Raw genomic sequence first — 22534 nt, 5'->3', positions numbered from 1 at the left:
AGTTCCTCCCGTCGGTCCCTTCTATTCGCATGTGGAATTGTAACTTACAACATATTTTTGAGTTATGTCGGTCAATATCGATTTGCTTTCCGGGGGCACCATCAGTAACTCTGTCGCATCAGACATTGGGAAGTCGGCCAGATGAGTACGAAGTCGCGCAAGGGCGTCCGCCAGGACAATATTCTCGCCGCTCTGGAGCGAAATCCGGCGTTGCGGGTGCTTCAGATCGCTGAAGAACTCGATGTCTCCACCGAGACGGTGCGTCGCGATCTGACCGAACTTGAGAGCTCGGGGAGGCTCAGTCGTACCTATGGGGGGGCGGTCAAGAACACAAATCGTTTCGAACCTGCGCTCAACGAGCGCCTGTCGCTGAAGATTTCGGAGCGGCGCGCGATCGCCCTGGAGGCGGTCTCCCGCTTTGCAACGGAAGAAGCCTTGCTTCTGGGTGGGGGCTCAACGATGATCCATTTTGCGCGAGCGCTCCGCGAGGTGCCGCGGCGGATCACCGTCGTAACTCCAGCATATCCGATTGCTGTCGAGCTTGCCGTCAACCCGATGATCGAGATCATCATGCTGCCGGGAATTTTCGAGCCCCAGGAGCATATAACGGTGGGGCCGGACACCCTGCGCGCCATGGATCGCTATAAGGTGCGCACCGCCATCATCGGTGCGTCAGGTCTCAACGCTGAGGGTGTGAGCGAGGCGCTGTTGCGGGCCGGGGAAGTGTATGGAGCGATGGTGGAGAGGTCGGAGCAGTCTGTGGTGCTCGCGGACTCGGACAAGTTCGACAAACGTGCCCTCGTCCTGCTGACCGACTGGAATGCAGCGACGACGCTTGTAACTGATGTCGCCCCACAGGGCGCGCTCAGGACTGCGCTTGATCGTGGCGGCACGAAGGTGATTGTCGCCTCCGGAAATTAGGGATGCTCGGCGCGACACGGGTTGCAAGCCCTGTCTCGAATAGGCCGGCACCAAGCGGAAATCATCCAAAGCATCTCTGACAACGCGCGTTGCGGTGCCTGGCATTGGCCGGATGCGACCTGTTTCCCGCATTCAGGATCGCCATGACCCGAGAAGTTGCGGGCTGCGGAGGCCGTCGCTGCCAAATTTTGACTGACATGCCACTAAAATATGTTGCAAGTCACAATTTACTGTGCAACAAATTTGTCAAATGCGCTGAATGGCAAGGAAAACTGCACGAAAACCAGTGGTAACGGAGGAGTCGGTCGTATGCTCAAAGTCTCCAGGCGTTCTCTTTTGACAGCAGTGGCGGGTGGCGCCGTTTCGACAGCCTTGCCTGCTCCCTTCGTTCGGCGCGCGTCCGCCGCCGGACGCAACTCCCTGATATACGGCTCGGCCCAAGCCTTGACCGGCAACTGGGATCCGACCAGTCACACGCAGCTGGCCCAGATCAATTTCGAGGGGTTCGTCTTCGGATATCTGTTCCGCACGCCGATGCGTGAGGAGGATCCCTCGCAGATCGTCTGGGAGCTCGCGACGGGGCAAAAGCTGATCGACGAGCACACGATGGAATACACGCTTCGCGACGGCGTGACGTTCCACAACGGCGCGTCGTTCTCGGCCGAGGACGTCAAGGCGACGTTCGAATACTCCACGCACCCCGACAGGCCCGCGAGTGCGTTGTATCCCGGTCAGTGCGAGGTGGAAGTCGTGGACCGGCTGACAGCCCGCGTGCACACGAAGAAGTTCGGATACCCGGCGTCGGCCTTCCAGTTCACCGGCGCCCTCATGGCGATCATGTCGAAGGACGACGTCAAGAACCCCAAGGGTCTCTCGCAGCGGCCGAACGGGGCAGGGCCCTTCAAGTTCGTCAAGCAGGAAGGCGACACGAGCTATCTCGTCGCCAACGACAAGTACTTCCGCGGCAAGCCGAAGATCGAGAATGTCGAGTTCAACTACGTCGCCGACGCCACGGCCCGCGTTCTCGGGCTGATGTCCGGCAACATCGATCTTCTCCAGCGTCTCGAACCGGAGCAGTATGCGACGGTCAAGAAGAACAAGGCCTTGCACTGCTGGGAAGCGCTGTCGACGGAAAACAAGTACCTGCACTTCCGCTGCAACAAGCCGCCTTTCGACAATCCGCTGGTCAGGCAGGCGGCGGCGCACGCGATAGACCGCTCGCAGATCCTAGCGGTCCTCGACGTCGCCGGCGCGGCCAACAACGACTATATCAGCAAGCTGAAATTCGGCTACGAGGACGTGCCCGGCTATCCCGAATACAGCCCCGAGAAGTGCCAGCAGCTGCTGGCCAAGGCCGGCTTCCCCAAGGGGAAGGGGCTCCCCGAGATCGAATACCTCACCTCGACGGGCTTCTATCCGAAGACCAAGGAGTACGGCGAGGTCATTACGAGTTTGATGCAGGAGCAGGGCTTCAACGTCAAACTGACCGTGATGGATCCCGCGGCATGGGAGGCCCGCCTCTACCAGAAAGCCGGCAGCGTGGCCGAAGGTCACATGATCGACTGCGGCTGGATGTCGGGCTCGCCGGAGCCGGACATCGTGCTGCGCGCGATGTTCTATTCGAAGGCCGGCTCCGGCGGTGGTCTGATCAACGGCATCCAGGACAAGGACATCGATGCGGCGCTCGACAACGAGCGTGCGGAAGGTGATCCGGCCAAGCGCAAGGTCGCGGTTGGCAAGGCAACCGAGGTGATCGCCGCCAAAGTGCCGTCGCTATCTCTGTTCACCTCGGTCAATCTCAATGCCTGCCGGGCCGGGCTGACGGATTTGTACGTCTACCCCAACGGCCAAATGGACGCGACGCGCGCCTACTACAAAGACGCTTGAGGGCTTCCGGCAGTGGTTTCGCTTGTCAGCTTCCTCGTCCGGCGCATCCTCCAGGGTGTGCTCATCATTCTCCTGGTGTCCTTCGGCATCTTCGCGGTTCTGCGAATGGTGCCGGGGGATCCCGCCCGGCTGATCCTCGGCCCCATGGCCACCGACAAGGTCGTGGAGGCGACAGCCAGGGAGATGGGCCTGCGCGATCCGATACCGATCCAATATGTACGTTGGCTCGGTGCGGCTCTGCAGGGCAATCTGGGCCAGTCCTATATCCGCGCGCTCAACGGCTCGCAGATCGCGGAATCGCAGGGCGGGGTCGCCCAGGCCGAGAAGGCTCACGTGCTGAATCTGATCGGCAGCGCCTTGCCCTATACCTTGCAACTGGCGGCGCTGGCGCTGCTCTTCGCCGTGATCATCGCTGTCCCGCTCGGCATTGCCGGCGGGATGCGTTCGGGAAAATGGCCCGACAAGGTTGTCCTCTATCTCGGTTCGGCCTTCGTCTCGATCCCGAACTTCTGGCTGGCGATCGTGTTGGCGCTGGTCGTTACCGCCCAGCTCCATCTGATCCCGTCGATCGGCTATCAGGGCTTTTCCTATACGATCCTGCCTGCGTTCGTGATCGCGATAGAAATGTCGCCGATTTTCATGCGCAGCCTGTCAACGTCGGTGGCCGGTGCACGGCGGCAGAGTTTCGTGAGCCTGGCCGAGATCCGCGGATTGTCGCGCCGGCGCATTTTCTTCGGCCACGTCCTGCGCAATGCAGCCGTACCCGTCCTGAACCTGTTCGGCGTTCAGATCGGCGCTCTGCTCGGTGGCATCCTGGTCGTCGAGTTCATCTTCAACTACCCCGGGATCGGTCTGCTGACCGTTCAGGCTGTGCTTCAGCGCGACTTTCCGGTGATACAGGGCATCGCGGTGTTTTCCGCGGTACTCTTCGTCCTGATCAATATCCTTGTTGATCTGGCTTCCACCTGGATAGATCCGAGGCTTGATTTCTGATGTCGCTTGAAGCTGTGTCCACCGAGACGCCCGCGACCCGGACCACTGCCGTCAGTCCCGGACGGCGCATTTGGCGGACGGTTTATGCCGAACCGCAGTTTCGCGTCGGCCTCGCACTCCTCATTCTCCTGATCGGGGCGGCCCTGATCTACCCGCATCTGACGTCGCTGTCAGCGACCAAGATCGCAGTGCTCGACCGCTTCAAGCCTCCGGTCTTCCTGTCCGGGGGCACATGGCTGCATCCGCTGGGAACCGATCAACTCGGCCGCGATATGTTCCTGCGTTCGCTGATTGGCCTGCAGAACGCGCTGGTTATCAGCGTGACCGCCGTCATCATCATGTTCGTCTTCGGCGCGGTGCTCGGGCTTTTTTCCGGCTATTATGGCGGCTGGATCGACACGGTGCTGATGCGTGTCACGGACGCGCAGCTTGCCGTCCCGGTGATCGTGCTCGCCATCACGATCCTCACGGTGCAGCGACCGAACGTGGAGACGGTCACGCTGGTGCTCGCCCTGTCGGGCTGGCCCGCCTATGCGCGCGTGACCCGTTCCGTCACGCTTTCGGAGCGCCAGCGTGAATATGTCCGGGGGGCCAAGATCCTGGGCGCTTCGGACTTGCGGATCATCTTCCAGCTGATCGCGCCCAATGTGCTGCCGCCGATCGCCTTCGTCGCCGTGCTCGACATCGCCCGGATGATGATATTCGAGGCGATCCTCGGCTTCATCGGCATCGGTGTCCAGCCGCCGACACCGACTTTTGGCAACATCATTGCCGACGGCCAGAAATACATCATCAACGCCTGGTGGGTCGCGACGATGCCCGGTGCCTTCCTGTTCGCTTCCCTGCTCGGCATCAACCTCATCGGCACGTCGATCGAACAGGCGCGCAATAAGGTGCTTGGAGGGATTGTCTGATGGGTGAGACGCTGCTCTCGCTGCGAGGCCTTTCGATCGAGTTCGTTCGCGGCAGTGATCGCCGCCGGATCCTCGACGGCATCGACATCGACGTCACCCGCGATCGTGTCCTCGGTATTCTCGGTGAAAGCGGTTCGGGCAAGACGACGCTGGCCAAGGCCATGGTCGGCTGGGTGAGCGAGCCGTTGCACGTTACCGGCGGCGAGGTTCTCTATCGCGGCCGCGATCTCCGTGACGTTCGAGTCCAGCGCGAGGTACGGGCGAAGATTGGCTTCATCGGCGCCGATCCCGGAAACGCATTTGACCCGACGCTGCCCGTCGGCAACCAGATCGCGGAGAAGCTCAGGGTGGTTCGCCCCGACATCGGCAATTCCGAGGCGCAGAAACGCGTCGTCGAACTGCTCGACGCCGTCCGCATCCCCTCGGCGAAGAGCCGTTATTCCGAGTTTCCGAACCAGTACTCCGGCGGCATGCTGCAACGCGCCGTCATCGTCGACGCGCTCATTGCCGAGCCTGAACTGTTGATCTGCGATAACATGATCCAGTCGCTCGACGTGACGGTCGCGGCGCAGATCGTTCGGCTGCTGCGCGAACTGCGCGGACGGATATCGGCCGGTATCGTCTTCATCAGCACCTCGGTGCCGTCGGTCGCCGAAGTGGCGGACGAGACCTTGGTGCTCGCCGGTGGCCGGATCGTCGAAAAGGGCGAGCCGATGGAGATCGCCCATAGCCCCAAGAACCCGATAACACGCCAACTCGTGGCCCGCACACCGCGCATCTGGACCGGCGACCAGACCGCCGACGAACCCCGCCACAACCACGAACGGCCGATCCTGCAGGTGCAGGATGTCACGAAGACATATCTCAAGAAGGACCGGCTCAAGTTCTTCGGCTATCAGAATGTGCAGGCCGTCCGTGGCGTCAGCTTCGATGTGTTCCGCGGCGACAATTTTGGTCTGGTGGGCGAATCCGGCTGCGGAAAGTCGACGCTGTCGCGGCTCCTCTCGTGGGTGGAGGAGCCGGATCAGGGCTCGATCATGTTCGAAGGTCGCGACATTGCGACCATGAGCGGGCGGGAGCGTCTAGCGATGCGCAACGGATTCCAGCTCCTGCTGCAAGACCCCTACAACTGCCTGCCGCCGCATCTGCCGGTCGGCCGCTCGATCGGGCTCGGACTCGAGGTTCACGGCGTCGGCCGCAAGGAGATCGCCTCACGCGTGCGCGACGTGATGCGGGAGGTCGGGCTGTCGGCGGACGATCTGCATTCACTGCCCGTGGGCATGAGCGCCGGACAGCGCCAGCGCGTGAACATCGCGCGCGCGCTGGTGCTCGAGCCGCGCCTGGTGATCCTCGATGAGACACTTTCGGCGGTCGACCCCGTGGAGCAGTCGCGCCTGCTGGCCCTTTTCGAGCAATTGCAGGCCAAGCACGGACTGACATATCTCTACATCTCGCACGATCTCGCCATGGTCCGGCGCGTGTGCACGCGCATCGCCGTCATGTATCTCGGCAAAATGGTCGAGGTCGCCGATACCAGCGGAACGTTCTACGATCCCGCACATCCCTATACCCGGGCGCTGCTGTCCGCCGTGCCGACGCTGGACGCCAATCCGTATAAGCCGGAGGAGTGCCTGCTTGACGGGGAGCCGCCGAGCCCGATCGACATTCCGCCGGGTTGCAGTTTCGCCTCGCGGTGCCCGCATGCGTTTGCGCGCTGCCGGATCGAGACGCCTCTGCTGCGCGAGCACAAACCTGGAAGGCTCGCTGCCTGTCACCTGCTTGATCAAGAAGAAACGACCGTGGCGGCGTAGTTTCAGCACCCGCTGTCAGCATCCAATCCGTTGAAATGATCGGAGAGACCATGAGCCGTTTAGAGGGGAAAGTAGCCATCATCACCGGTGCTGGCGCGGGAATCGGTCGCGCCAGCATGGAGCGCTTTGCAGAGGAAGGCGCGCTTGTCGTGGGCATCGGCAGAACCTATGAAAAACTCGAACAGACCAAAGCGCAGCTCCAGGACAAGGGGCTGAAATGTCATATCGTTGGCGGGGACGTTTCAACCTGGGAAGGTGCCAGTGAAGCGTTCAACGCCGCGTTCAAAGCGCATGGACGCGTTGATGTGTTGCTCAACAGCGCAGGCGTTGGCTACAGCTGGGCGAAAGTCAGCGCAGGCTCGATGGCCAACGTGGTTGATACGCCCGTGGACAAATGGCGCGAAGTCATGGCCATCAACTTGGACTCGATATTCTACATGTGCAAGTTGGCAATTCCAAAAATGCTGGCCACCGGTGGCGGATCGATTATCAACATCTCCAGCATTCTGGCCGTCAAGGGGCTGGCAGACGGGCACACCTATTGCGCCACCAAAGCCGGTGTAGAAAACCTGACGCGCTCACTCTGCATGGCTTGGGCCGCACAAGGCATTCGCGCCAATTGCGTTGCTCCTGGTTGGACCGCGACTGACATGATCCAGGACGTGATGCACATGTTCGACGATCCTCAGGTCGCCAAATCCCTTTCTCCGATGCTGCGCCCCGGAACGGCGTTGGAGATTGCAAACGGATGCCTGTACCTGGCGTCCGATGAAGCGTCGTATTGCAATGGCTCGGTCTTGACCATTGATGGCGGCAACACCGCCGGCTAGGCGAATCGCGCACGACTTCGATCAGGCATCACGGCGAAATCCGTTCGGCTTTCAAAGTGGTCGAACGGTGACTAGGCGACAGCGAGCATCGATCGTGGTGCTCCGGTTGCCGTTCCTCCCTAGACTTGGCCGCGGCGCACGCTCGCGGCCACAGCCCTGCCGTCTCACGACGGCGGGGCTGCTTTTACGGAGCCGCGTTGCGAGGCTTTCTATGCCTGTCGCTGAGCCCGTCTGAAAAGGTGGATGCCGTGGGTTATGCTGAGACGTTCTTGGATCGCTTTGCACACTTCTCGCGTATTGGATCTACCGGTGACGGTGGCGTAGACCGTGTCGAAGGAAGCCAAGCGAATGGAGAGGCGCGTCGGCAGCTTGTTCGATGGATGAAAGAGTTGGGGTTTAACGTATCTGTCGATGAAATCGGCAATATCTTTGGACTACTGAACGTGGCTGGAGAGAGCGCCCCACTTGTATTGACCGGCTCGCACATTGATAGCCAGCCGCGTGGTGGATGCTTCGACGGCGCATACGGCGTGATTGCAGGCTTGGACGCTGCAGTCGCCGTTCGCGACCGGCTAGCCAAACAATCCAAACCAAGCTCAGCCAATCTGGGCGTCGTCGCTTGGATGGGTGAAGAAGGTGCTCGTTTTCGACCACTGATGGGATCGAGAGTCTACACCGGCGCCAGGACGCTTCAATCTGCGCTCGACGGCAAGGACATGCAGGGGATCAGTGCGCGCGAGGCGCTCGCTGGTATTGGCTTTCTTGGGACGGACACCGCCCCCAAGCTGCCCGTGGCTTATGTCGAACTGCACGTTGAATGCGGCTCGCAGCTCGAAGTTCGCAAAAAGTCACTTGGTGTCTTTACCCGGTGGTGGGGCGCCCACAAGGTTGACCTTACGTTCGAAGGCAAGACGGCCCACACCGGCCCCACGCCAATGCGGGCGCGTCAAGACGCGCTCTACGCGGCTGCGCAGGTGATCGTTGCGATGCGCGCGCTTGGTGACAGTGCCGAGATCGGAAGCCTACATACGTCAGTTGCCAAACTCGAAGTAGTCCCAAATTCACCCAATGTCGTTCCGTGCGGCGCAACCGCCTGTGTCGAGCTTCGGTCGTTGGATCCGGAGGTCATCAAACGATCTTATGATCATCTGCTCGCGTGCGCGTCGTTCGCGGCGACGACGGCCCGAGTCAAGTACGCGATCACGCGAGATGATTTGCGAGAACCGGGAAAATTCCATGAAGGACTGAGTCAATTGGCTTTCGAGGTTGCGAAATGCAACGGAGAAGAGGCCGTGGCGGTTGACACGTTGGGGGGCCACGACGCGATCATGATGGCCGCCGTTTGTCCAACCGTCATGCTGACGGTGCCGAGCCGGGCGGGCCTATGCCACCATCCCGATGAATGGACATCGCAGGAAGACCTCGAGAGGGGGATGACTTGGCTTTCGGCGGTGCTTGAGCGAATGATTACGGCAGAGTTGCCACGGTGACTTAGCGGTGAACCGGCAGTTTTCACCGTAGCTCAATTGGTGGGTTTTGGCCTCGGAAAGCCAAAAATGCTCATTCGTTCAAAGAGGGTTGACTGACACCTCTCTCCACCATTTGCACGATTTTCTGCGACGGCCTACGATCTTCCGCACTTCCCTACGCTGGAGGTTGCCCTCAAGATCGCTGGTACGCTTGTTACATCTGACGAATTGCCGTCCTGGTTGGAGCACGGGGTGCGGCATTTCTACGTCCATTCGGATCCGTCCCTTCGCGTTGGACTGGCAAATGTCAGGAAGATGTTCGGGCGGCAATCAAATCAGCTCCGGCAAAAAGGAAAGTTCGCCCGTGGCATTTGAACTATTCAATCTGGCAGGCAGGCGCGCGCTCGTCACGGGATCGTCCCAGGGCATCGGTCTTGCCATTGCGAAGGGGCTTGCCGAGCATGGCGCCTCGGTCGTCCTGAACGGACGCGACGGCGCCAAGCTGGACGCAGCAGCGGCCGATTTGACGAGAGCAGGGCACAGGATTGCCGTCGCGGGATTCGATGTGACCGTCGCGGATGCCGTTCGCGAGGGCGTTGCCAGCATCGAACGAACGATGGGCGCGATCGACATTCTGGTCAATAATGCCGGCATGCAGTTCCGCGGCCCGCTTGAGGATTTTCCGGCGGAGAAGTGGGAGCTGCTGCTCAGGACCAATGTTTCCAGCGCGTTCTATGTCGGGCAGGCCGTCGCGAAGCACATGATTCCGCGCGGCAAAGGCAAAATCATCAACATCGCCTCGGTGCAGAGCGAGCTGGCGCGTCCCGGCATTGCGCCTTACACCGCAACCAAGGGCGCGATCCGCAATCTTACGCGCGGCATGTGTACCGACTGGGCGAGGCACGGCCTGCAGATCAACGCAATCGCGCCCGGCTATTTCAAGACTCCGCTGAACCAGGCGCTGGTCGAAGATCCTGCCTTCTCGGCCTGGCTCGAAAAGCGGACGCCGGCTTCGCGCTGGGGCAATGTCGACGAACTGATCGGTGCCGCCGTTTTTCTATCGGGCGATGCTTCGTCCTTCGTTAACGGGCATACGCTCTATGTCGATGGTGGTATCACGACCTCTCTGTAGCTCCCGCGGTCTGAGGAGAAAGCCATGAAAGCAGTCGTCATTCACGCCGCCCGGGATCTGCGGGTCGAGGAACGCGAGCCGGAGACGCCAGGGCCGGGCCAGGTCGAGGTGGCGATCGAGGCGGGCGGCATCTGCGGCTCCGACCTGCATTACTACAACCATGGCGGTTTCGGGACGGTGCGGATTCGGGAGCCGATGATTCTGGGCCACGAAATCGCGGGCACGATCAAGGCGGTCGGCGCCGGCGTGTCGAAATTCACCGTCGGCAACCGGGTCGCCATTTCCCCGAGCCGGCCCTGCAACGCCTGCGATTACTGCCTGCAGGGCCAGCAAAACCATTGCCTGAACATGCGCTTCTACGGCAGTGCCATGCCGATGCCGCATATTCAGGGCGCCTTTCGCCAGCGCCTGGTCGTCGAGAACTGGCAATGCCATGAGGTCAAGTCCGGCATCTCGATCAACGAGGCTGCCTTCGCCGAGCCGTTCGCTGTCACCCTGCACGCGGTCGCGCGCGCGGGATCGCTGCTCGGAAAACGTATTCTCGTCACCGGCTGCGGTCCGATCGGCGCACTGACGATCATCGCCGCGCGCGTGCACGGCGCCCGTGAGATCGTCGCGACCGACGTGATGGATGCCGTACTGAAGAAGGCGGAAGCAATCGGAGCCGATCGCACCATCAATGTTGCGAGCGAGCCGGAACGGCTTGCCGGATACGCGGCCAACAAGGGCACTTTCGACGTGCACTTCGAGGCATCTGGAAACGAGCGGGCGATCCGATCGGGTCTCGACGTCCTGAAGCCGCGCGGCGTGCTGGTGCAGCTCGGACTTGGCGGCGACGTCTCTATTCCCCAGAACACGGTGGTCGCCAAGGAGATCGAGGTTCGCGGCACCTTCCGCTTCCACGAGGAGTTCGGCCTCGCCGTCGATCTCATCAATCGGCGCGCCGTCGATCTCAAGCCGTTGCTGACGGGCTGCTATGGCCTCGATGAGGTCCAGACGGCCTTTGAACTTGCCGGAGACCGCAGCCGGTCGATGAAGGTACAATTGAGTTTTTGATCAGTGAGGCTGTCGCAGTCCGACTGCCGAGCGCCACGATCAGCGAATTGGCTTTGTCGGAAGCGAAACCCCCATTTTTGGCCGTAGCTAGGACGGTAGGTTTTGGTGAGGAAAGGTCGAAAGTCCAATTTGTTTTCAATGGAGATTGACTGACGCTCTCTCCGCCGCGCACTGTCTCTGATTGGATCTAATTGGACAACAGTTGCTGGAGCTAGCCCAAACTTGCCCATGATGGATTGGAGCGAGAGTTCAAGTCTTTCAATTGGTTAGATGACGCCGTGTGCATGACGTGTGCACCGGGAGATCAAGAAAAATCTTGTCACAGCCAACGTGAGCAGCCTTGTAGTGCATGTGCAGAGTCTGAATTTCCGAGGGCCGGAGGCGGGCGAGTGCTTACGAGCAGTCTCAGTTGTTCGATGTGGAACGATCGATATTCGTGGGTTTGACTCTCACTCTCTCCGCCATTTGCACGATCCTCCACGCCTGACCACGATTTTGTGCGATCTCGTACGCTCAATCGCTCGCCGATCCATGGGCGAAAGCCGAGAGTGGCAGCGAAAGTGCTGCAGGGGGCTGGCAGTTGGTTCAATCCGACGACACGGAAGAGGGGCTTCGACGTATTCCGGAGCTCTTGTACTCGTCGGGAATCCTGTCGACGAGGACGCGCGCGACAACATCACCTGCGGACAGTTATGGAATTAGCTAAGCAGGTTTACAGATCTCGTCAGTCCAGGCTGCAAACCGAGTTTGCACCTCGCATAGATGAGCGGACAGGATATGAGGATTCATTGACGCCGTCATACCGTCTGGTTCAGCATGACGGAGTGAGGCTGTGAGTTTGCGCGGGTAACGAGCCTCTGCTCATCAAGTTTGCACTGCTTGTTGGACTGCTTCCTGGCTCCAGACGCGCTGAGTATTCATGTCCCAGCGAACAGACTTCGATCTTCAAGAGGCGACGCGGCAGCCCGCGCTGCGGCGGCTTCATCGAGCCAATCACATGGCCTGTGCATGCGGATGCTGCGCACCGATGCTGCTGGGAGCGTTCATCGCGCTGACGAATGCGGACAGGGCTTTGGCCGAGCTAGGTATCGCTGTCCACGAATTGCCGGCAATCCGAGTGACCCGTAGAGAGGTTGCGCGGCATCCGCTGGATCGCGCGCTCCATCGCACCAGAAAGCCCACCGCAGCCAATACGTCCGCCGTGATGCATTCTGTACCGGCTGCGGGCGCCGAGGCGGGCAGCGTGGCCGCCGGCCCGACGGTGCCGACGAGCATGGCGAGCGAGATCAGGGTGTCGGGCGCGGATCTGCGGACGCGCCCGGTGGCGCGGCCGGGTGAATTGCTCGAAGCTATCCCCGGGTTGATCGTGACCCAGCACTCCGGCGAAGGCAAAGCCAACCAGTATTTTCTGCGTGGCTACAATCTCGATCACGGCACCGACCTTGCGATCTATGTCGACGACGTCCCGGTCAATATGCGCACACATGCGCACGGCCAGGGCTATGCCGATCTCAACTGGCTGATCCCGGAAACAGTGTCCGCGATGGACGTGCGCAAGGGCCCCTACTTCGCCGATGAGGGCGATTTTTCTTCGGTCGGCAGCGCGCATATTGGCCTGATCGATCGCGTGACCAAGGGGCTCGCGCAGGTGACCGTCGGCAGCTTCGGCTATCGCCGGCTGCTCGGGATGGATTCGTTCAAGTTCGGCGAGGGCGCGCTGCTCGTCGCCGGCGAGGCCGGTACCTACAACGGCCCCTGGGACAATCCGGACAATGTGCGGAAGCTGAACGGCCTCGTCCGCTACAGCCAGGGCACGGCGACCGATGGACTGTCGATGACCGGCATGGCCTATGTCAACAGATGGAATTCGACTGACCAGGTGCCGCAGCGCGCGATCACGAGCGGTGCGCTCGACCGGTTCGGGTCGGAGGATCCAAGCGACGGCGGCAATACCAATCGCTTTGCGCTCTCGGCGCGGATGGCGCAGAGCGATGATGCCGGCACGTGGAAGGCGAACGCCTATGTCGTGAAGAGCCAGCTCGATCTCTTCAACAATTTCACCTACTTCCTGCGCGATCCCGTGCTCGGCGATCAGTTTCACCAGCATGACGACCGGCTGATGGCGGGCGCCAATGTCGCGCGGACGCTGACGGGCTCGTTCGCGGGGCTGCCGATAGAGACGATCGTCGGCCTGCAATCGCGCTACGACGCCATCGACCTTGCGCTGACCGACACGTTCCAGCGCTCATTCCTCGCCAACGTCCGCAGCGACAAGGTCGGCGAAGGCAGCGTCGGCCTCTATGCCGAGAACACCGTACGCTGGACCGACTGGCTCAGGACCACGGTGGGCTGGCGCGGCGACTATTATGCGGCCGACGTCACCTCGCTGTTCAACGCCAGCAATTCCGGTCATGTCGATGCTGCGATCGGCAGCCCCAAATTCAGGATGGTGCTCGGGCCCTTCAACAAGACCGAATTCTTCCTCGGCGCGGGCTACGGCATGCACTCCAACGACGCGCGCGGCGCGACCACGACGGAAGACCCGGTCGATCCCACCACGAGGCTCACGCCGTCGCCGCTCCTCGTGCGCACCAGGGGCGCGGAGGTCGGCGTCCGCAGCAAGATCGTCGCTGACCTCGACACGTCGCTCAGCGCCTTCATTCTGGATCAGGACTCGGAAATCGTCTTCAACGGCGATGCCGGTGACACCTCGGCAAGCCGGCCGAGCCGCCGCTACGGCTTCGAGTGGACCAGCCATTATCGTCCGAAATCCTGGATTGATATCGACGCCAATCTTGCGATGACGCATGCGCGGTTTCGCGGCGATGACAGCGACCAGGCCGCGACCTACGCCTCGCTTGCCGGATTTCCGGAGGCCCAGATCGGCAACGCACCCGGCAACTCCATTCCCAACGCGCCGCCGATGGTGGCTTCGGCCGGCGTCACGCTGGGCGAGAAGACCGGCTGGTTCGGCGCCCTGCGCTGGCGCTATCTTGCCGCCAGCCCGCTCACCGAAGACAACGCGTTTCGTTCACAGCCGACCAGCATTTTCAACGGGCGCGTCGGTTACCGCACCGACAATGGCTGGCGCATTCAACTCGACGTCCTGAACCTGTCCAACACCAGGGCGAACCAGATCAGCTATGCCTATGGTTCGCTGCTGAAGACCGACACGCTCTACAATCTCTGCTATCCGGTCCAGACGGTGCCGGCTGCCGTATGCCAGAACGGCGTAATGGACTACATCGTGCATCCGGTGGAGCCGCTCAGCTTTCGCGTAACGGTGGCGGGCCAGTTCTGATTCGTCGAAGTCTCGGCCGATTGCGGATCATCGGCTCCCTCCGCCGACCGAGCAGTCGCTTCTGCTCCGACAAGTTGTCCATGCGGAGCCACCGGCCTGTCGAGCCGGCATTGATTTATTCTGCCGGCATAGCTAACCTAGTTTTCAATTTGAAAAGAATGTTGCATGCGCGAACTCGGAACAGTGCTGATCGTCGCGCGGAGCGGCCCGGAATGGGCTGCCATCGCCGAGACGTTGTCCGATGAATATGACTACCGGGTCCTGACGGTTGACTCGGTGGACGGCGCATTGGCCGCGCTCGCCGACGCCCATGTCGACATCACCCTCGTCGAATATGGCGCCGAGGGAAGGGGGCTCAAATTCCTGGTTGAACTGCGGATTTCGCATCCCGACGTGATCCGGATTCTCGCGCTCGACGCGAAGACGGAGGTCGGTCAACGGGAGATGGCGTCGGCTGGCATCTATCAGCTCATCCGAAAGCCGCTCGATGCCAAGCAGATCGGATTGATGGTCGAACGTGGTCTCGAGGCCCGCGAGCTCGCTCGACGCCATCGTCTCCTCACGCGCGAATTCAAATTTCCGGCCAATGCAGTTGGGATTCACGCCCGGCAAACTCTGCCATTGCCCCCCGAAAGCCGTCGGTTCGAAAAGCTGGTTTACGTCAGCGAGAAGCTGCACGATCTGTGCGAAGTCGCGCGGAAGGCAGCAAAGACGGAGCTGCCGATCCTGATCCAGGGAGCGACAGGGACCGGCAAGGAGCTGCTTGCGCGCGCCATCCACTACAACTCGATGCGTCGCGATAGCCCCTTGCTGGTTCAAAACTGCGGCGGCATGTCCGATGAGCTGTTGCAGTCAGAGCTGTTCGGTCACAAGCGCGGCGCGTTTACCGGTGCGGTCTCGGATCGGCTCGGTTTGTTTCGAGCCGCGGACAGGGGCACGGTCTTTCTCGACGAGATATCCGAGGTGTCGCAATCGTTTCAGGTGAGCCTGCTTCGCTTCCTGCAGGAAGGGGAGGTGAAGCCGCTCGGTTCGGACAAGATCGTGACCAGCAACGTTCGCGTCATCGCTGCTTCCAACCGGCCGCTTCGGGCGCTGGTCGCCGCGGGCGAGTTTCGGCAGGACCTCTATTTCCGCCTGCGCGGATTCGAGCTGGAGGTGCCGTCACTCTGCGATCGGCCCGACGATATTCCAGTGCTGGCCGAGTTCTTTGCGGCCAAGCACAGTGACGCGATGGGACGGAAGATTCTCGGCATCTCGGCCGCCGTGCTCGAGAAGCTGGTCGCCTACGGCTTTCCAGGGAACGTCCGCGAGCTGGAGAATGAGATCCGCCGCATGGTGTCGCTCACGGACGAAGGGGAATACCTGACCACCAAGCATATGTCGCCGGCCATCCTGGCTGCCCCGCCCCGCGCTCGCTTTAATCCCGCGGGTGGTTACGTCGTGAAGGGCGGCACGTTGAAGGAAAAGGTCGAATGCCTGGAAAAGCAGGTCGTCAGCGAGGTTCTTTCGCGCCATCGATGGAATCAGAGCAAGGCGGCGAACGAACTCGGCCTGTCGCGCGTTGGGCTTGCGAACAAGATCAAACGATATAGCCTCGATGAGGCTGAATGAGAGGCGACGATGCCGGATAGCCAGGACCCGTCCGAGCCAGACCAGTCGATCAACCTCTTGCCATTCCCCCAATCGCGGGTTTCGCCACCTGGCGCCAGGGTGCCAGCGCGGAAGCTTGGGTTGAGCAGACTGTCAAAAGACCTTGGCTTGCCGGAACGCCAAATGACGGGGCATTGGTGCAGCCGCTGCGAGGGGATCTGGTACGGATACCTGCTCGAGGTCGACTGTCCTGCGTGCGGGAATCGCCACGGCTAGACTCGCACGGCATCAAGGTTGCGCTCGCCATCGAGCGACATCGATTCCGAAAGCGTTGCCGACAACTCGCGCGGCAGATTCGCAGTTTCTGCCGTTCGCATGCTGCAGAGCAAGGCGGCTTTCGTCCGCAGCTCTCAATTTGAAAACCATCTATGCATAGCAAAGTTAGTATGCACGTCTCATCAGGCGTGAATTGCTGCTTGAACAAGGCCTGATCCGAATATTGCTGAATCTGCGCGTGTTTTTGGCGCGCGAAGCGTTCGGCACGGGACTTGCTACTCCTTCACCAAGATGCCGCCCAGTGCGTCTTATTTGGTGGAGGAAATGATGGCTAATCTTCTTTGGCTCCAGGGGGGAGCGTGCTCCGGCAACACGATGTCGTTTCTCAACGCCGAGGAGCCAAGCGCCTGCGATCTCGTGACTGATTTCGGCATCAACGTCCTGTGGCATCCGTCGCTTGGACTTGAGCTCGGCGAAAATCTGCAGAAGCTCTTGCATGCGCTGAAGTCAGGACAGATGCCGCTCGACATTTTCGTTTTCGAGGGCACGGTGGTCAACGCGCCAAACGGCACCGGCGAGTGGAATCGTTTTGCTGGCCGGCCGATGAAGGATTGGGTGAGCGATCTTGCGAAGGTGGCTGGCTACACCGTCGCGATCGGTGACTGTGCGACATGGGGCGGCATTCCGGCGACGGCGCCGAATCCGTCAGAGAGCCAGGGTTTGCAATTCCTCAAGCGCCAGCACGGCGGATTTCTCGGCGCAAGTTACAGGTCGAAGGCAGGCCTGCCCGTGATCAACGTGCCGGGATGTCCGGCGCATCCCGACTGGATTACGCAGATCGTGGTCGCCGTGGCCACGGGTCGAGGCGGCGACCTTTCTCTCGACGAATTCCAGCGTCCGAAGACTTTCTTCACGAGCTTCACTCAGACCGGCTGTACCCGCAACATGCATTTTGCCTACAAGGTCTCGGCCACGGAATACGGGCAACGGAAGGGGTGCCTGTTCTACGACCTCGGTTGCCGGGGTCCGATGACGCACTCGCCCTGCAACCGCATCCTGTGGAATCGTCAATCGTCCAAGACGCGCGCCGGCATGCCGTGCATGGGCTGCACCGAGCCGGAGTTTCCGTTCTTTGAGCTCGCGCCGGGCACGGTGTTCAAGACCCAGACTCTGATGGGCGTGCCGAAGGACCTTCCGTCAGGCGTCGACAAGTCCGGTTACATCAAGCTGACCGCGGCCGCGAAGGCGGCGTCTCCTGCATGGGCCGAGGAGGACATCTTCGTCGTTTGACGAGGATGTCTCCCGCTTGCCCGCAGGCTCATCGCTCCAGTTTTTGGTTTTTTAGGGACGGACTCTCATGCCAACAGCAGTGCAAACCCTCGACATTTCACCGGTCGGTCGCGTCGAAGGCGACCTCGACGTCCGCGTCAATATTCAAGATGGCGTCGTCGTCGACGCCTGGACGCAAGCCGAACTGTTTCGCGGCTTCGAGATCATCCTGCGCGACAAGGATCCTCAAGCCGGTCTTGTGGTCACGCCGCGGGCTTGCGGCATCTGTGGCGCCTCGCATCTGACATGCGCCGCGTGGGCTCTCGACACTGCCTGGCAGACCGAAGTGCCGCGCAATGCGATCCTGGCACGAAATCTCGGCCAGTTGGTCGAGAGCTTGCAGAGCCTTCCGCGTCACCACTACGGGCTCTTCATGATCGACTACACCCACAAGAACTATTCGGGCTCGAAATATTACGAGGAAGCCGTCCGGCGCTACGCGCCATTCACCGGCACCAACTACGAAATCGGCGTGACCATTTCCGGCAAGCCTGTCGAGATCTATGCACTCCTCGGCGGTCAATGGCCTCACTCGAGCTACATGGTGCCGGGCGGCGTGATGTGCGCGCCGACGCTCACCGATGTGACGCGGGCCTGGTCGATCCTCGAATACTTCCGCCGGGAGTGGATGGAGAAGGTCTGGCTCGGCTGTTCGCTCGAGCGATACGAGCAGATCCAGAGCTATGACGACTTCATGGCCTGGCTCGACGAGAAGCCGCAACATGCCAATTCCGACCTTGGCATGTTCTGGCGGATGAGCCTCGACTGCGGCATGGATAAGTTTGGTCAGGGCCACGGACGTTTCGTGTCCTGGGGATATCTCCCTCACGAAGACAAGTACCAGAAGCCGACGATCGATGGCCGGAATGCCGCTGTGATCATGAAGAGCGGAGTGTACGACGGTCATACCGATACGTTTAAGCTGATGGACCAGAAATTCACGCGGGAGGACACCGCGCACGCCTGGTACGATGAGCCGGGTGGCCTGCATCCCTTCGATCGCAAGACCGTGCCGACCCTGAAGAACGCCGTCGACATGGGCGGCAAGTATTCCTGGGCAACGGCCGTGCGCCACGACGAAAATGGCCGGCTTGAAGCCGGACCATTGTCACGCCAGCTGATCGCCGGCGGCAAGCATGGCGAGTCCTGGCAGCATTATGATCCGCTGGTGCTCGACATGTACAAGAGGCTGGGCGGCGCTAGCGTCATGTTGCGGCACTTCGCCCGCATGCATGAAGGCGTCAAGCTGTATCGGCAGGCCGAACACGCGCTTCGCGAGTTTCGCCTGAATGATCCCTGGTACATCAAGCCGAGCGAACGCGATGGGCGCGGCTGGGGGGCGACCGAGGCGATCCGCGGAGCGCTTTGCCACTGGATCGAGGTCAAGGACGGCAAGATCAAGAATTACCAGATTATTGCGCCGACCACCTGGAACGTCGGACCAAGGGCGGCCGACGGCACGCGAGGACCGATGGAGCAGGCCTTGATCGGCTCGCCCATCAAGGATCCCAGCGATCCGGTCGAGGTCGGGCATGTCTGCCGCTCCTATGATTCCTGCCTGGTCTGCACCGTGCATGCTCACGATGCCAAGACAGGAGAGGAGCTGGCGCGCTTCAGAACCGCCTGATCACACTCCCTTCAGTACTGGATTGCATCAGCGGGCTTCGTTCGGCCAATATCATGGGCCGACGAAGCAAGGTGGATCACTACGTCGAAAGGCGGGGTCGCACATGGCGTCCGATAACGGGGCTATCCTGAAAGCTATCGCGGATATGCTCGCGGGCGGGCTCGAGACTCAGGTTGAGCCCTTTCCTGAGACGGATAAGGAATTTGCAGAGATATTGCTGCAGCTGCGCCAGCTCGATCCGAAGGACCTCAAGGCCAGGCTGGTGATCTCCGGCTTCGTCGATCACCCCTACGGCCCTGACAGGCAGCGCTGCCTGGAGTGCATGTACTATCTCGTGCACCGGAAATGGTGCGATTTGCCCGAACTTTCGGTGCCGGTCGAACCGGACTGGTGGTGCCGATTATGGCGTATCTGAACGACCCCCGAGGCACGTATGATGGCTGCCGTCAGCGATGATGGACTACGCAGCGAAATCGCTCACCTCCTGACCTCCGGATTCGTCACCGACGTATTCCCCCGGGCGGACAGCCATGAGCGGGTGCAGCAACTTGTGTCCGACCTGCGCCTTGCAGGTGATGATCTGAAATCAAAGCTCAGGATCGCAGGATTTACGTCTTATCCGATCATGCAACACGACATCTGCCAGCTTTGCGAAACGTGCATGTATTACAAGGTGCATCGGCGCTTCTGCGAATTGCCCGAGCTTAATCTGCCCGTCGAGCCGGATTGGTCGTGCAGGCTTTGGCGGATCTGAATGCCCTGACCTTATCGCATTCGATCGGCAAAGCTGTCATGCTCGTCGGATGCGGGCAGGATTGTCCTTCGGCATGGCCGGGCAACAGGCCCCGTAAAGGCGCCGTATCATGATAGCCGTCGTCGCGTGTGGAAATCCCAATCGCTCGGACGATGGAGCGGGACTCGCCGTTCTCCAGCTGCTCAGGGCTCGTGATCTCAATCAAGAATCTGGCGTGCGTCTGCTCGATGCGGGCACCGATGGAATGGCGGCGATGTTTGCGGCTCGCGGCTGCCGAACGCTTGTTATCGTCGATGCCTGCCAGTCAGGCTCGGAGCCTGGTGCGATCTTCGAGGTGCCTGGAAGCGAGCTGACGCTGCGGTATCAGCCGGGACTCAACCTTCACGACTTTCGCTGGGATCACGCGCTGTTCTCCGGAAAGGCGATCTTTCGCGATGCGTTTCCAGACGACGTGGTGGTTTTTCTGATCGAGGCGCAGCAGCTCGGCCTTGGTCTTTCGCTTTCCGAAGCCGTGTCCGGGGCAGTGCCGAAGGTGGCTGATCGGATCGAGGAGCTCATTCGGATGCGGCTCTTCGCGGCGTGGAGGGTCTGATGTCCGACTGCACGGTCATCATCCAGGACGGTTCACTGTATCTCTCCAGTGACGTCTGCAAGCGCTTTTTCGATGACCTTCACTCCGTCGTTCTGCTGCGACGAGGCGAGGACCTGTGCATCCTTCCAGTCCGGCACGCGGCTGCCGGCGGATATCTGCTGAAGCTGCGCAACATGGCCGGAGATCGCGTCGTTCACGCTCCCGACTTCTTCCGGGAAAGCGATTTTCCCGCGCATGTCCGAACCGAATTCTCGGCCGAATGGTCGGACATGCACGGCGCGCTCATCATCCCCCGGGCGTTCTACATGTAAACTAAGTTTGCAATTAGCTTATTCAGTAGACAGATCGCAAAAATCGCTGCAAGATCGATCCGCATCAAAGACGCGCTCGAAATTCAACGCATGCGCTCAGTCCGGGAGGACGCCGTGGCAGCAGGTCTCACCAGCGACCAGGTACGTGCAGCCCTGCAAGCGGCGGAAGCCGAAGCGGCATCCCCTGCCGACCGCGCCGAGATGCTCATGGAAATCGCGATGGGGCTGCAGACGCGCCCCAAATCGGCGGATGAGATCAACTCCGCGATCGAGCTCTACGACAAGGCACTGACGATCTGTCCGCAGGAGATGCGCTTGCTGCGAGCGCGCATTCTCGCGCGCAAGGCAACTGCGCTGCAGGCCATGCCGGAGCAAGGCACGAAGTCCCTCGAGAATGCGCGTGGTCTCTTCGAAGACGTCATTCCCGTGCTCGGTGAAATCGGCGCGCCGGAGGAGGTTGCGGAAGCCGAGATGAACCTCGGCCTGTGCCTGCAGAGCCTTGTCGGTGCCGGCCGCGCGAAGATTCCGGATGCGATTGCCGCCTATCAGCGTGCGCTTCGCACCTTCACCCGCAGCGCTCACCCAAAGGAGTTCGTCATCCTCCAGAACAATCTGGCGACGGCCTTTCTGTCGATGCCGATGACGGACGAGCGCGGCAAGATGCGGGAAGCTCTCGCCGTGCAGGCGTTCGAAGAAGCGCTCAAGGTCGTCACGATCGTCGACGATCCGATCGAATACGCGATGTTGCAGAACAACCTCGGCAATGCGCTGCAATACGTCTCGTCCAGTCACGTGCTCGAGAACAATCTTCGCGCGATCGAGGCCTATGACGAAGCACTCAAGGTCCGCACTCGCGAGACGATGCCGATCGAATACGCCAACACGATTTCCAACAAGGCGAACTGCCTCTGGAATCTGCCTGGCCATGTGGCGACCTCGGAAACCGGCAGGGGCATGAATCTCTCGATGGCGCTCGTGTACTACCGGGAAGCGCGCGAGATCTTCGCCGCCCATGGAGACGTGGGAAGAGCCCAGATCGTCGGCGAGGCCCTGATGCAGATCGAGCGCGAGCTTATGGAGTTGTCGGCCGTCCTCGATCGCCCTTCCGTCCTGCATTCCTAGTCCGTCCAGCCAAAGGAGCTTCTTGCACATGAGCGTCTCTCTCTCTCCGGCGATCCTCGCCTTGAGCCTGTGTCTGGGGGCGATCGCCTCCATCGCCGGTGGAATGGTCGGCGGCCTCGTCGTCGGCGGTAAAGTGCTCGGCAGAGAGCTGGCAGCGTTGCTCGGCGGCTTCTACGGCCCGCTGGCCGGGGTCGGCGGCGTTCTCGTCGGGCTCATCGTCCTTTCAATCATCGGTTAAGGAGCGGGCCATGTGGGCAATGACGCAGAGCTCGATCTCCCTGTTCTTTCGCGGAAAGCTCTTCGCCGAACCGGCCAAGGCGTATCGGCAAATCGCGATCGGAGTGGCGGTGACCGCAATACTGCTCGTGCTTCTCGCATTGATTGGCGCGCCGGTGTGGGTCGCCTCACTACTGGCGGCCGCAATTGGCGGAAGCCTGCAACCCTATCTCTTCCGTAATCTGCGCTATCGCTAAAGAGACGCTGGCTGGCGAGATCCCATGAACGCTCACGAATTGACGCCCACGGTACGAACCGATCTCGCCGAGTTCATCGGCGATATCGAGCGGCTGGAGTCGATCGTTGCGACCTGGGATGATACGCCGCGATCGGTGGTTGCCGC

20 protein-coding genes are annotated in these 22534 nt (G+C 61.0%); all 20 read left to right on the top strand.

From position 1 onward, the window contains the following. Positions 1 to 141 precede the first annotated feature (141 nt). The 20 genes from QMZ05_RS03755 (at position 142) to QMZ05_RS03660 (ending at position 22388) form a co-directional block, all read left to right on the top strand. Positions 142 to 921, top strand: coding sequence for a DeoR/GlpR family DNA-binding transcription regulator (locus tag QMZ05_RS03755; RefSeq protein WP_353699548.1), 780 nt, complete (start codon positions 142 to 144; stop codon positions 919 to 921). Positions 922 to 1164: 243 nt separating this feature from the next. Then, positions 1165 to 2808 (top strand): ABC transporter substrate-binding protein, encoded by a 1644-nt coding sequence (locus QMZ05_RS03750; protein ID WP_353699547.1) that lies wholly within the window; start codon positions 1165 to 1167, stop codon positions 2806 to 2808. A 12-nt stretch (positions 2809 to 2820) separates the two neighbouring features. Further along, positions 2821 to 3801: an ABC transporter permease gene (locus QMZ05_RS03745; protein ID WP_353699546.1), complete on the top strand. Its 981-nt coding sequence runs from the start codon at positions 2821 to 2823 to the stop codon at positions 3799 to 3801. 14 nt (positions 3802 to 3815) lie between these two features. Next, positions 3816 to 4715, top strand: a complete 900-nt coding sequence (locus QMZ05_RS03740; RefSeq protein ID WP_353699545.1) for an ABC transporter permease — start codon at positions 3816 to 3818, stop codon at positions 4713 to 4715. Beyond that, a complete protein-coding gene (locus tag QMZ05_RS03735) occupies positions 4715 to 6526 on the top strand; it encodes an ABC transporter ATP-binding protein (protein WP_353699544.1) in 1812 nt (603 codons plus the stop codon). Before QMZ05_RS03740 ends, QMZ05_RS03735 begins: the two co-directional genes overlap by 1 nt. A 50-nt stretch (positions 6527 to 6576) precedes the next feature. Then, positions 6577 to 7356: an SDR family oxidoreductase gene (locus QMZ05_RS03730; RefSeq protein ID WP_353699543.1), complete on the top strand. Its 780-nt coding sequence runs from the start codon at positions 6577 to 6579 to the stop codon at positions 7354 to 7356. Positions 7357 to 7604: 248 nt separating this feature from the next. Beyond that, on the top strand, positions 7605 to 8846 hold the full coding sequence (locus QMZ05_RS03725) for a Zn-dependent hydrolase (RefSeq protein WP_353699542.1): 1242 nt from the start codon (positions 7605 to 7607) through the stop codon (positions 8844 to 8846). A 343-nt stretch (positions 8847 to 9189) separates the two neighbouring features. After that, complete coding sequence (locus QMZ05_RS03720; protein WP_353699634.1) at positions 9190 to 9957, top strand: SDR family oxidoreductase; 768 nt, start codon at positions 9190 to 9192, stop codon at positions 9955 to 9957. A gap of 24 nt (positions 9958 to 9981) precedes the next feature. Next, on the top strand, positions 9982 to 11013 hold the full coding sequence (locus QMZ05_RS03715; RefSeq protein WP_353699541.1) for an L-idonate 5-dehydrogenase: 1032 nt from the start codon (positions 9982 to 9984) through the stop codon (positions 11011 to 11013). A gap of 1273 nt (positions 11014 to 12286) precedes the next feature. Continuing rightward, positions 12287 to 14314, top strand: coding sequence for a TonB-dependent receptor (locus tag QMZ05_RS03710; RefSeq protein ID WP_353699633.1), 2028 nt, complete (start codon positions 12287 to 12289; stop codon positions 14312 to 14314). A gap of 165 nt (positions 14315 to 14479) precedes the next feature. After that, entirely contained in the window at positions 14480 to 15925 is a 1446-nt protein-coding gene (locus tag QMZ05_RS03705) for a sigma-54 dependent transcriptional regulator (RefSeq protein WP_353699540.1), read from the top strand. Between the two features lie 582 nt (positions 15926 to 16507). Further along, complete coding sequence (locus QMZ05_RS03700) at positions 16508 to 17470, top strand: hydrogenase (protein WP_353699539.1); 963 nt, start codon at positions 16508 to 16510, stop codon at positions 17468 to 17470. 67 nt (positions 17471 to 17537) lie between these two features. Beyond that, positions 17538 to 19136: a nickel-dependent hydrogenase large subunit gene (locus QMZ05_RS03695; protein WP_353699538.1), complete on the top strand. Its 1599-nt coding sequence runs from the start codon at positions 17538 to 17540 to the stop codon at positions 19134 to 19136. Positions 19137 to 19239: 103 nt separating this feature from the next. Beyond that, the gene (locus QMZ05_RS03690; RefSeq protein WP_353699537.1) at positions 19240 to 19551 is read left to right on the top strand and encodes a hypothetical protein; all 312 of its coding nucleotides are present in this window, start codon (positions 19240 to 19242) and stop codon (positions 19549 to 19551) included. Between the two features lie 18 nt (positions 19552 to 19569). Next, a complete protein-coding gene (locus tag QMZ05_RS03685) occupies positions 19570 to 19890 on the top strand; it encodes a hypothetical protein (RefSeq protein WP_353699536.1) in 321 nt (106 codons plus the stop codon). Between the two features lie 109 nt (positions 19891 to 19999). Beyond that, on the top strand, positions 20000 to 20482 hold the full coding sequence (locus QMZ05_RS03680; RefSeq protein ID WP_353699535.1) for a hydrogenase maturation protease: 483 nt from the start codon (positions 20000 to 20002) through the stop codon (positions 20480 to 20482). After that, complete coding sequence (locus tag QMZ05_RS03675; protein WP_353699534.1) at positions 20482 to 20793, top strand: hypothetical protein; 312 nt, start codon at positions 20482 to 20484, stop codon at positions 20791 to 20793. The genes QMZ05_RS03680 and QMZ05_RS03675 overlap by 1 nt, the downstream gene beginning before the upstream one ends. 114 nt (positions 20794 to 20907) lie before the next feature. Continuing rightward, a complete protein-coding gene (locus QMZ05_RS03670; RefSeq protein ID WP_353699533.1) occupies positions 20908 to 21915 on the top strand; it encodes a hypothetical protein in 1008 nt (335 codons plus the stop codon). A 28-nt stretch (positions 21916 to 21943) separates the two neighbouring features. Next, positions 21944 to 22153, top strand: a complete 210-nt coding sequence (locus QMZ05_RS03665) for a hypothetical protein (protein WP_353699532.1) — start codon at positions 21944 to 21946, stop codon at positions 22151 to 22153. A gap of 10 nt (positions 22154 to 22163) precedes the next feature. Then, complete coding sequence (locus QMZ05_RS03660) at positions 22164 to 22388, top strand: hypothetical protein (protein ID WP_353699531.1); 225 nt, start codon at positions 22164 to 22166, stop codon at positions 22386 to 22388. Positions 22389 to 22534 lie beyond the last annotated feature (146 nt).

Source organism: Bradyrhizobium sp. INPA03-11B (genome assembly GCF_040446015.1).
GTDB classification, from domain to species: domain Bacteria; phylum Pseudomonadota; class Alphaproteobacteria; order Rhizobiales; family Xanthobacteraceae; genus Bradyrhizobium; species Bradyrhizobium macuxiense_A.
This window is presented reverse-complemented; position numbering and strand designations above follow the sequence as displayed.

Bases quoted from the DNA above. Each gene is read 5' to 3' on its own strand.
- QMZ05_RS03755 (WP_353699548.1), top strand. From the start codon at position 142: ATGAGTACGAAGTCGCGCAAGGGCGTCCGCCAGGACAATATTCTCGCC.
- QMZ05_RS03735 (WP_353699544.1), top strand. From the start codon at position 4,715: ATGGGTGAGACGCTGCTCTCGCTGCGAGGCCTTTCGATCGAGTTCGTT.
- QMZ05_RS03730 (WP_353699543.1), top strand. From the start codon at position 6,577: ATGAGCCGTTTAGAGGGGAAAGTAGCCATCATCACCGGTGCTGGCGCG.
- QMZ05_RS03715 (WP_353699541.1), top strand. From the start codon at position 9,982: ATGAAAGCAGTCGTCATTCACGCCGCCCGGGATCTGCGGGTCGAGGAA.
- QMZ05_RS03710 (WP_353699633.1), top strand. From the start codon at position 12,287: ATGGCGAGCGAGATCAGGGTGTCGGGCGCGGATCTGCGGACGCGCCCG.
- QMZ05_RS03705 (WP_353699540.1), top strand. From the start codon at position 14,480: ATGCGCGAACTCGGAACAGTGCTGATCGTCGCGCGGAGCGGCCCGGAA.
- QMZ05_RS03700 (WP_353699539.1), top strand. From the start codon at position 16,508: ATGGCTAATCTTCTTTGGCTCCAGGGGGGAGCGTGCTCCGGCAACACG.
- QMZ05_RS03695 (WP_353699538.1), top strand. From the start codon at position 17,538: ATGCCAACAGCAGTGCAAACCCTCGACATTTCACCGGTCGGTCGCGTC.
- QMZ05_RS03690 (WP_353699537.1), top strand. From the start codon at position 19,240: ATGGCGTCCGATAACGGGGCTATCCTGAAAGCTATCGCGGATATGCTC.
- QMZ05_RS03685 (WP_353699536.1), top strand. From the start codon at position 19,570: ATGATGGCTGCCGTCAGCGATGATGGACTACGCAGCGAAATCGCTCAC.
- QMZ05_RS03680 (WP_353699535.1), top strand. From the start codon at position 20,000: ATGATAGCCGTCGTCGCGTGTGGAAATCCCAATCGCTCGGACGATGGA.
- QMZ05_RS03675 (WP_353699534.1), top strand. From the start codon at position 20,482: ATGTCCGACTGCACGGTCATCATCCAGGACGGTTCACTGTATCTCTCC.
- QMZ05_RS03665 (WP_353699532.1), top strand. From the start codon at position 21,944: ATGAGCGTCTCTCTCTCTCCGGCGATCCTCGCCTTGAGCCTGTGTCTG.
- QMZ05_RS03660 (WP_353699531.1), top strand. From the start codon at position 22,164: ATGTGGGCAATGACGCAGAGCTCGATCTCCCTGTTCTTTCGCGGAAAG.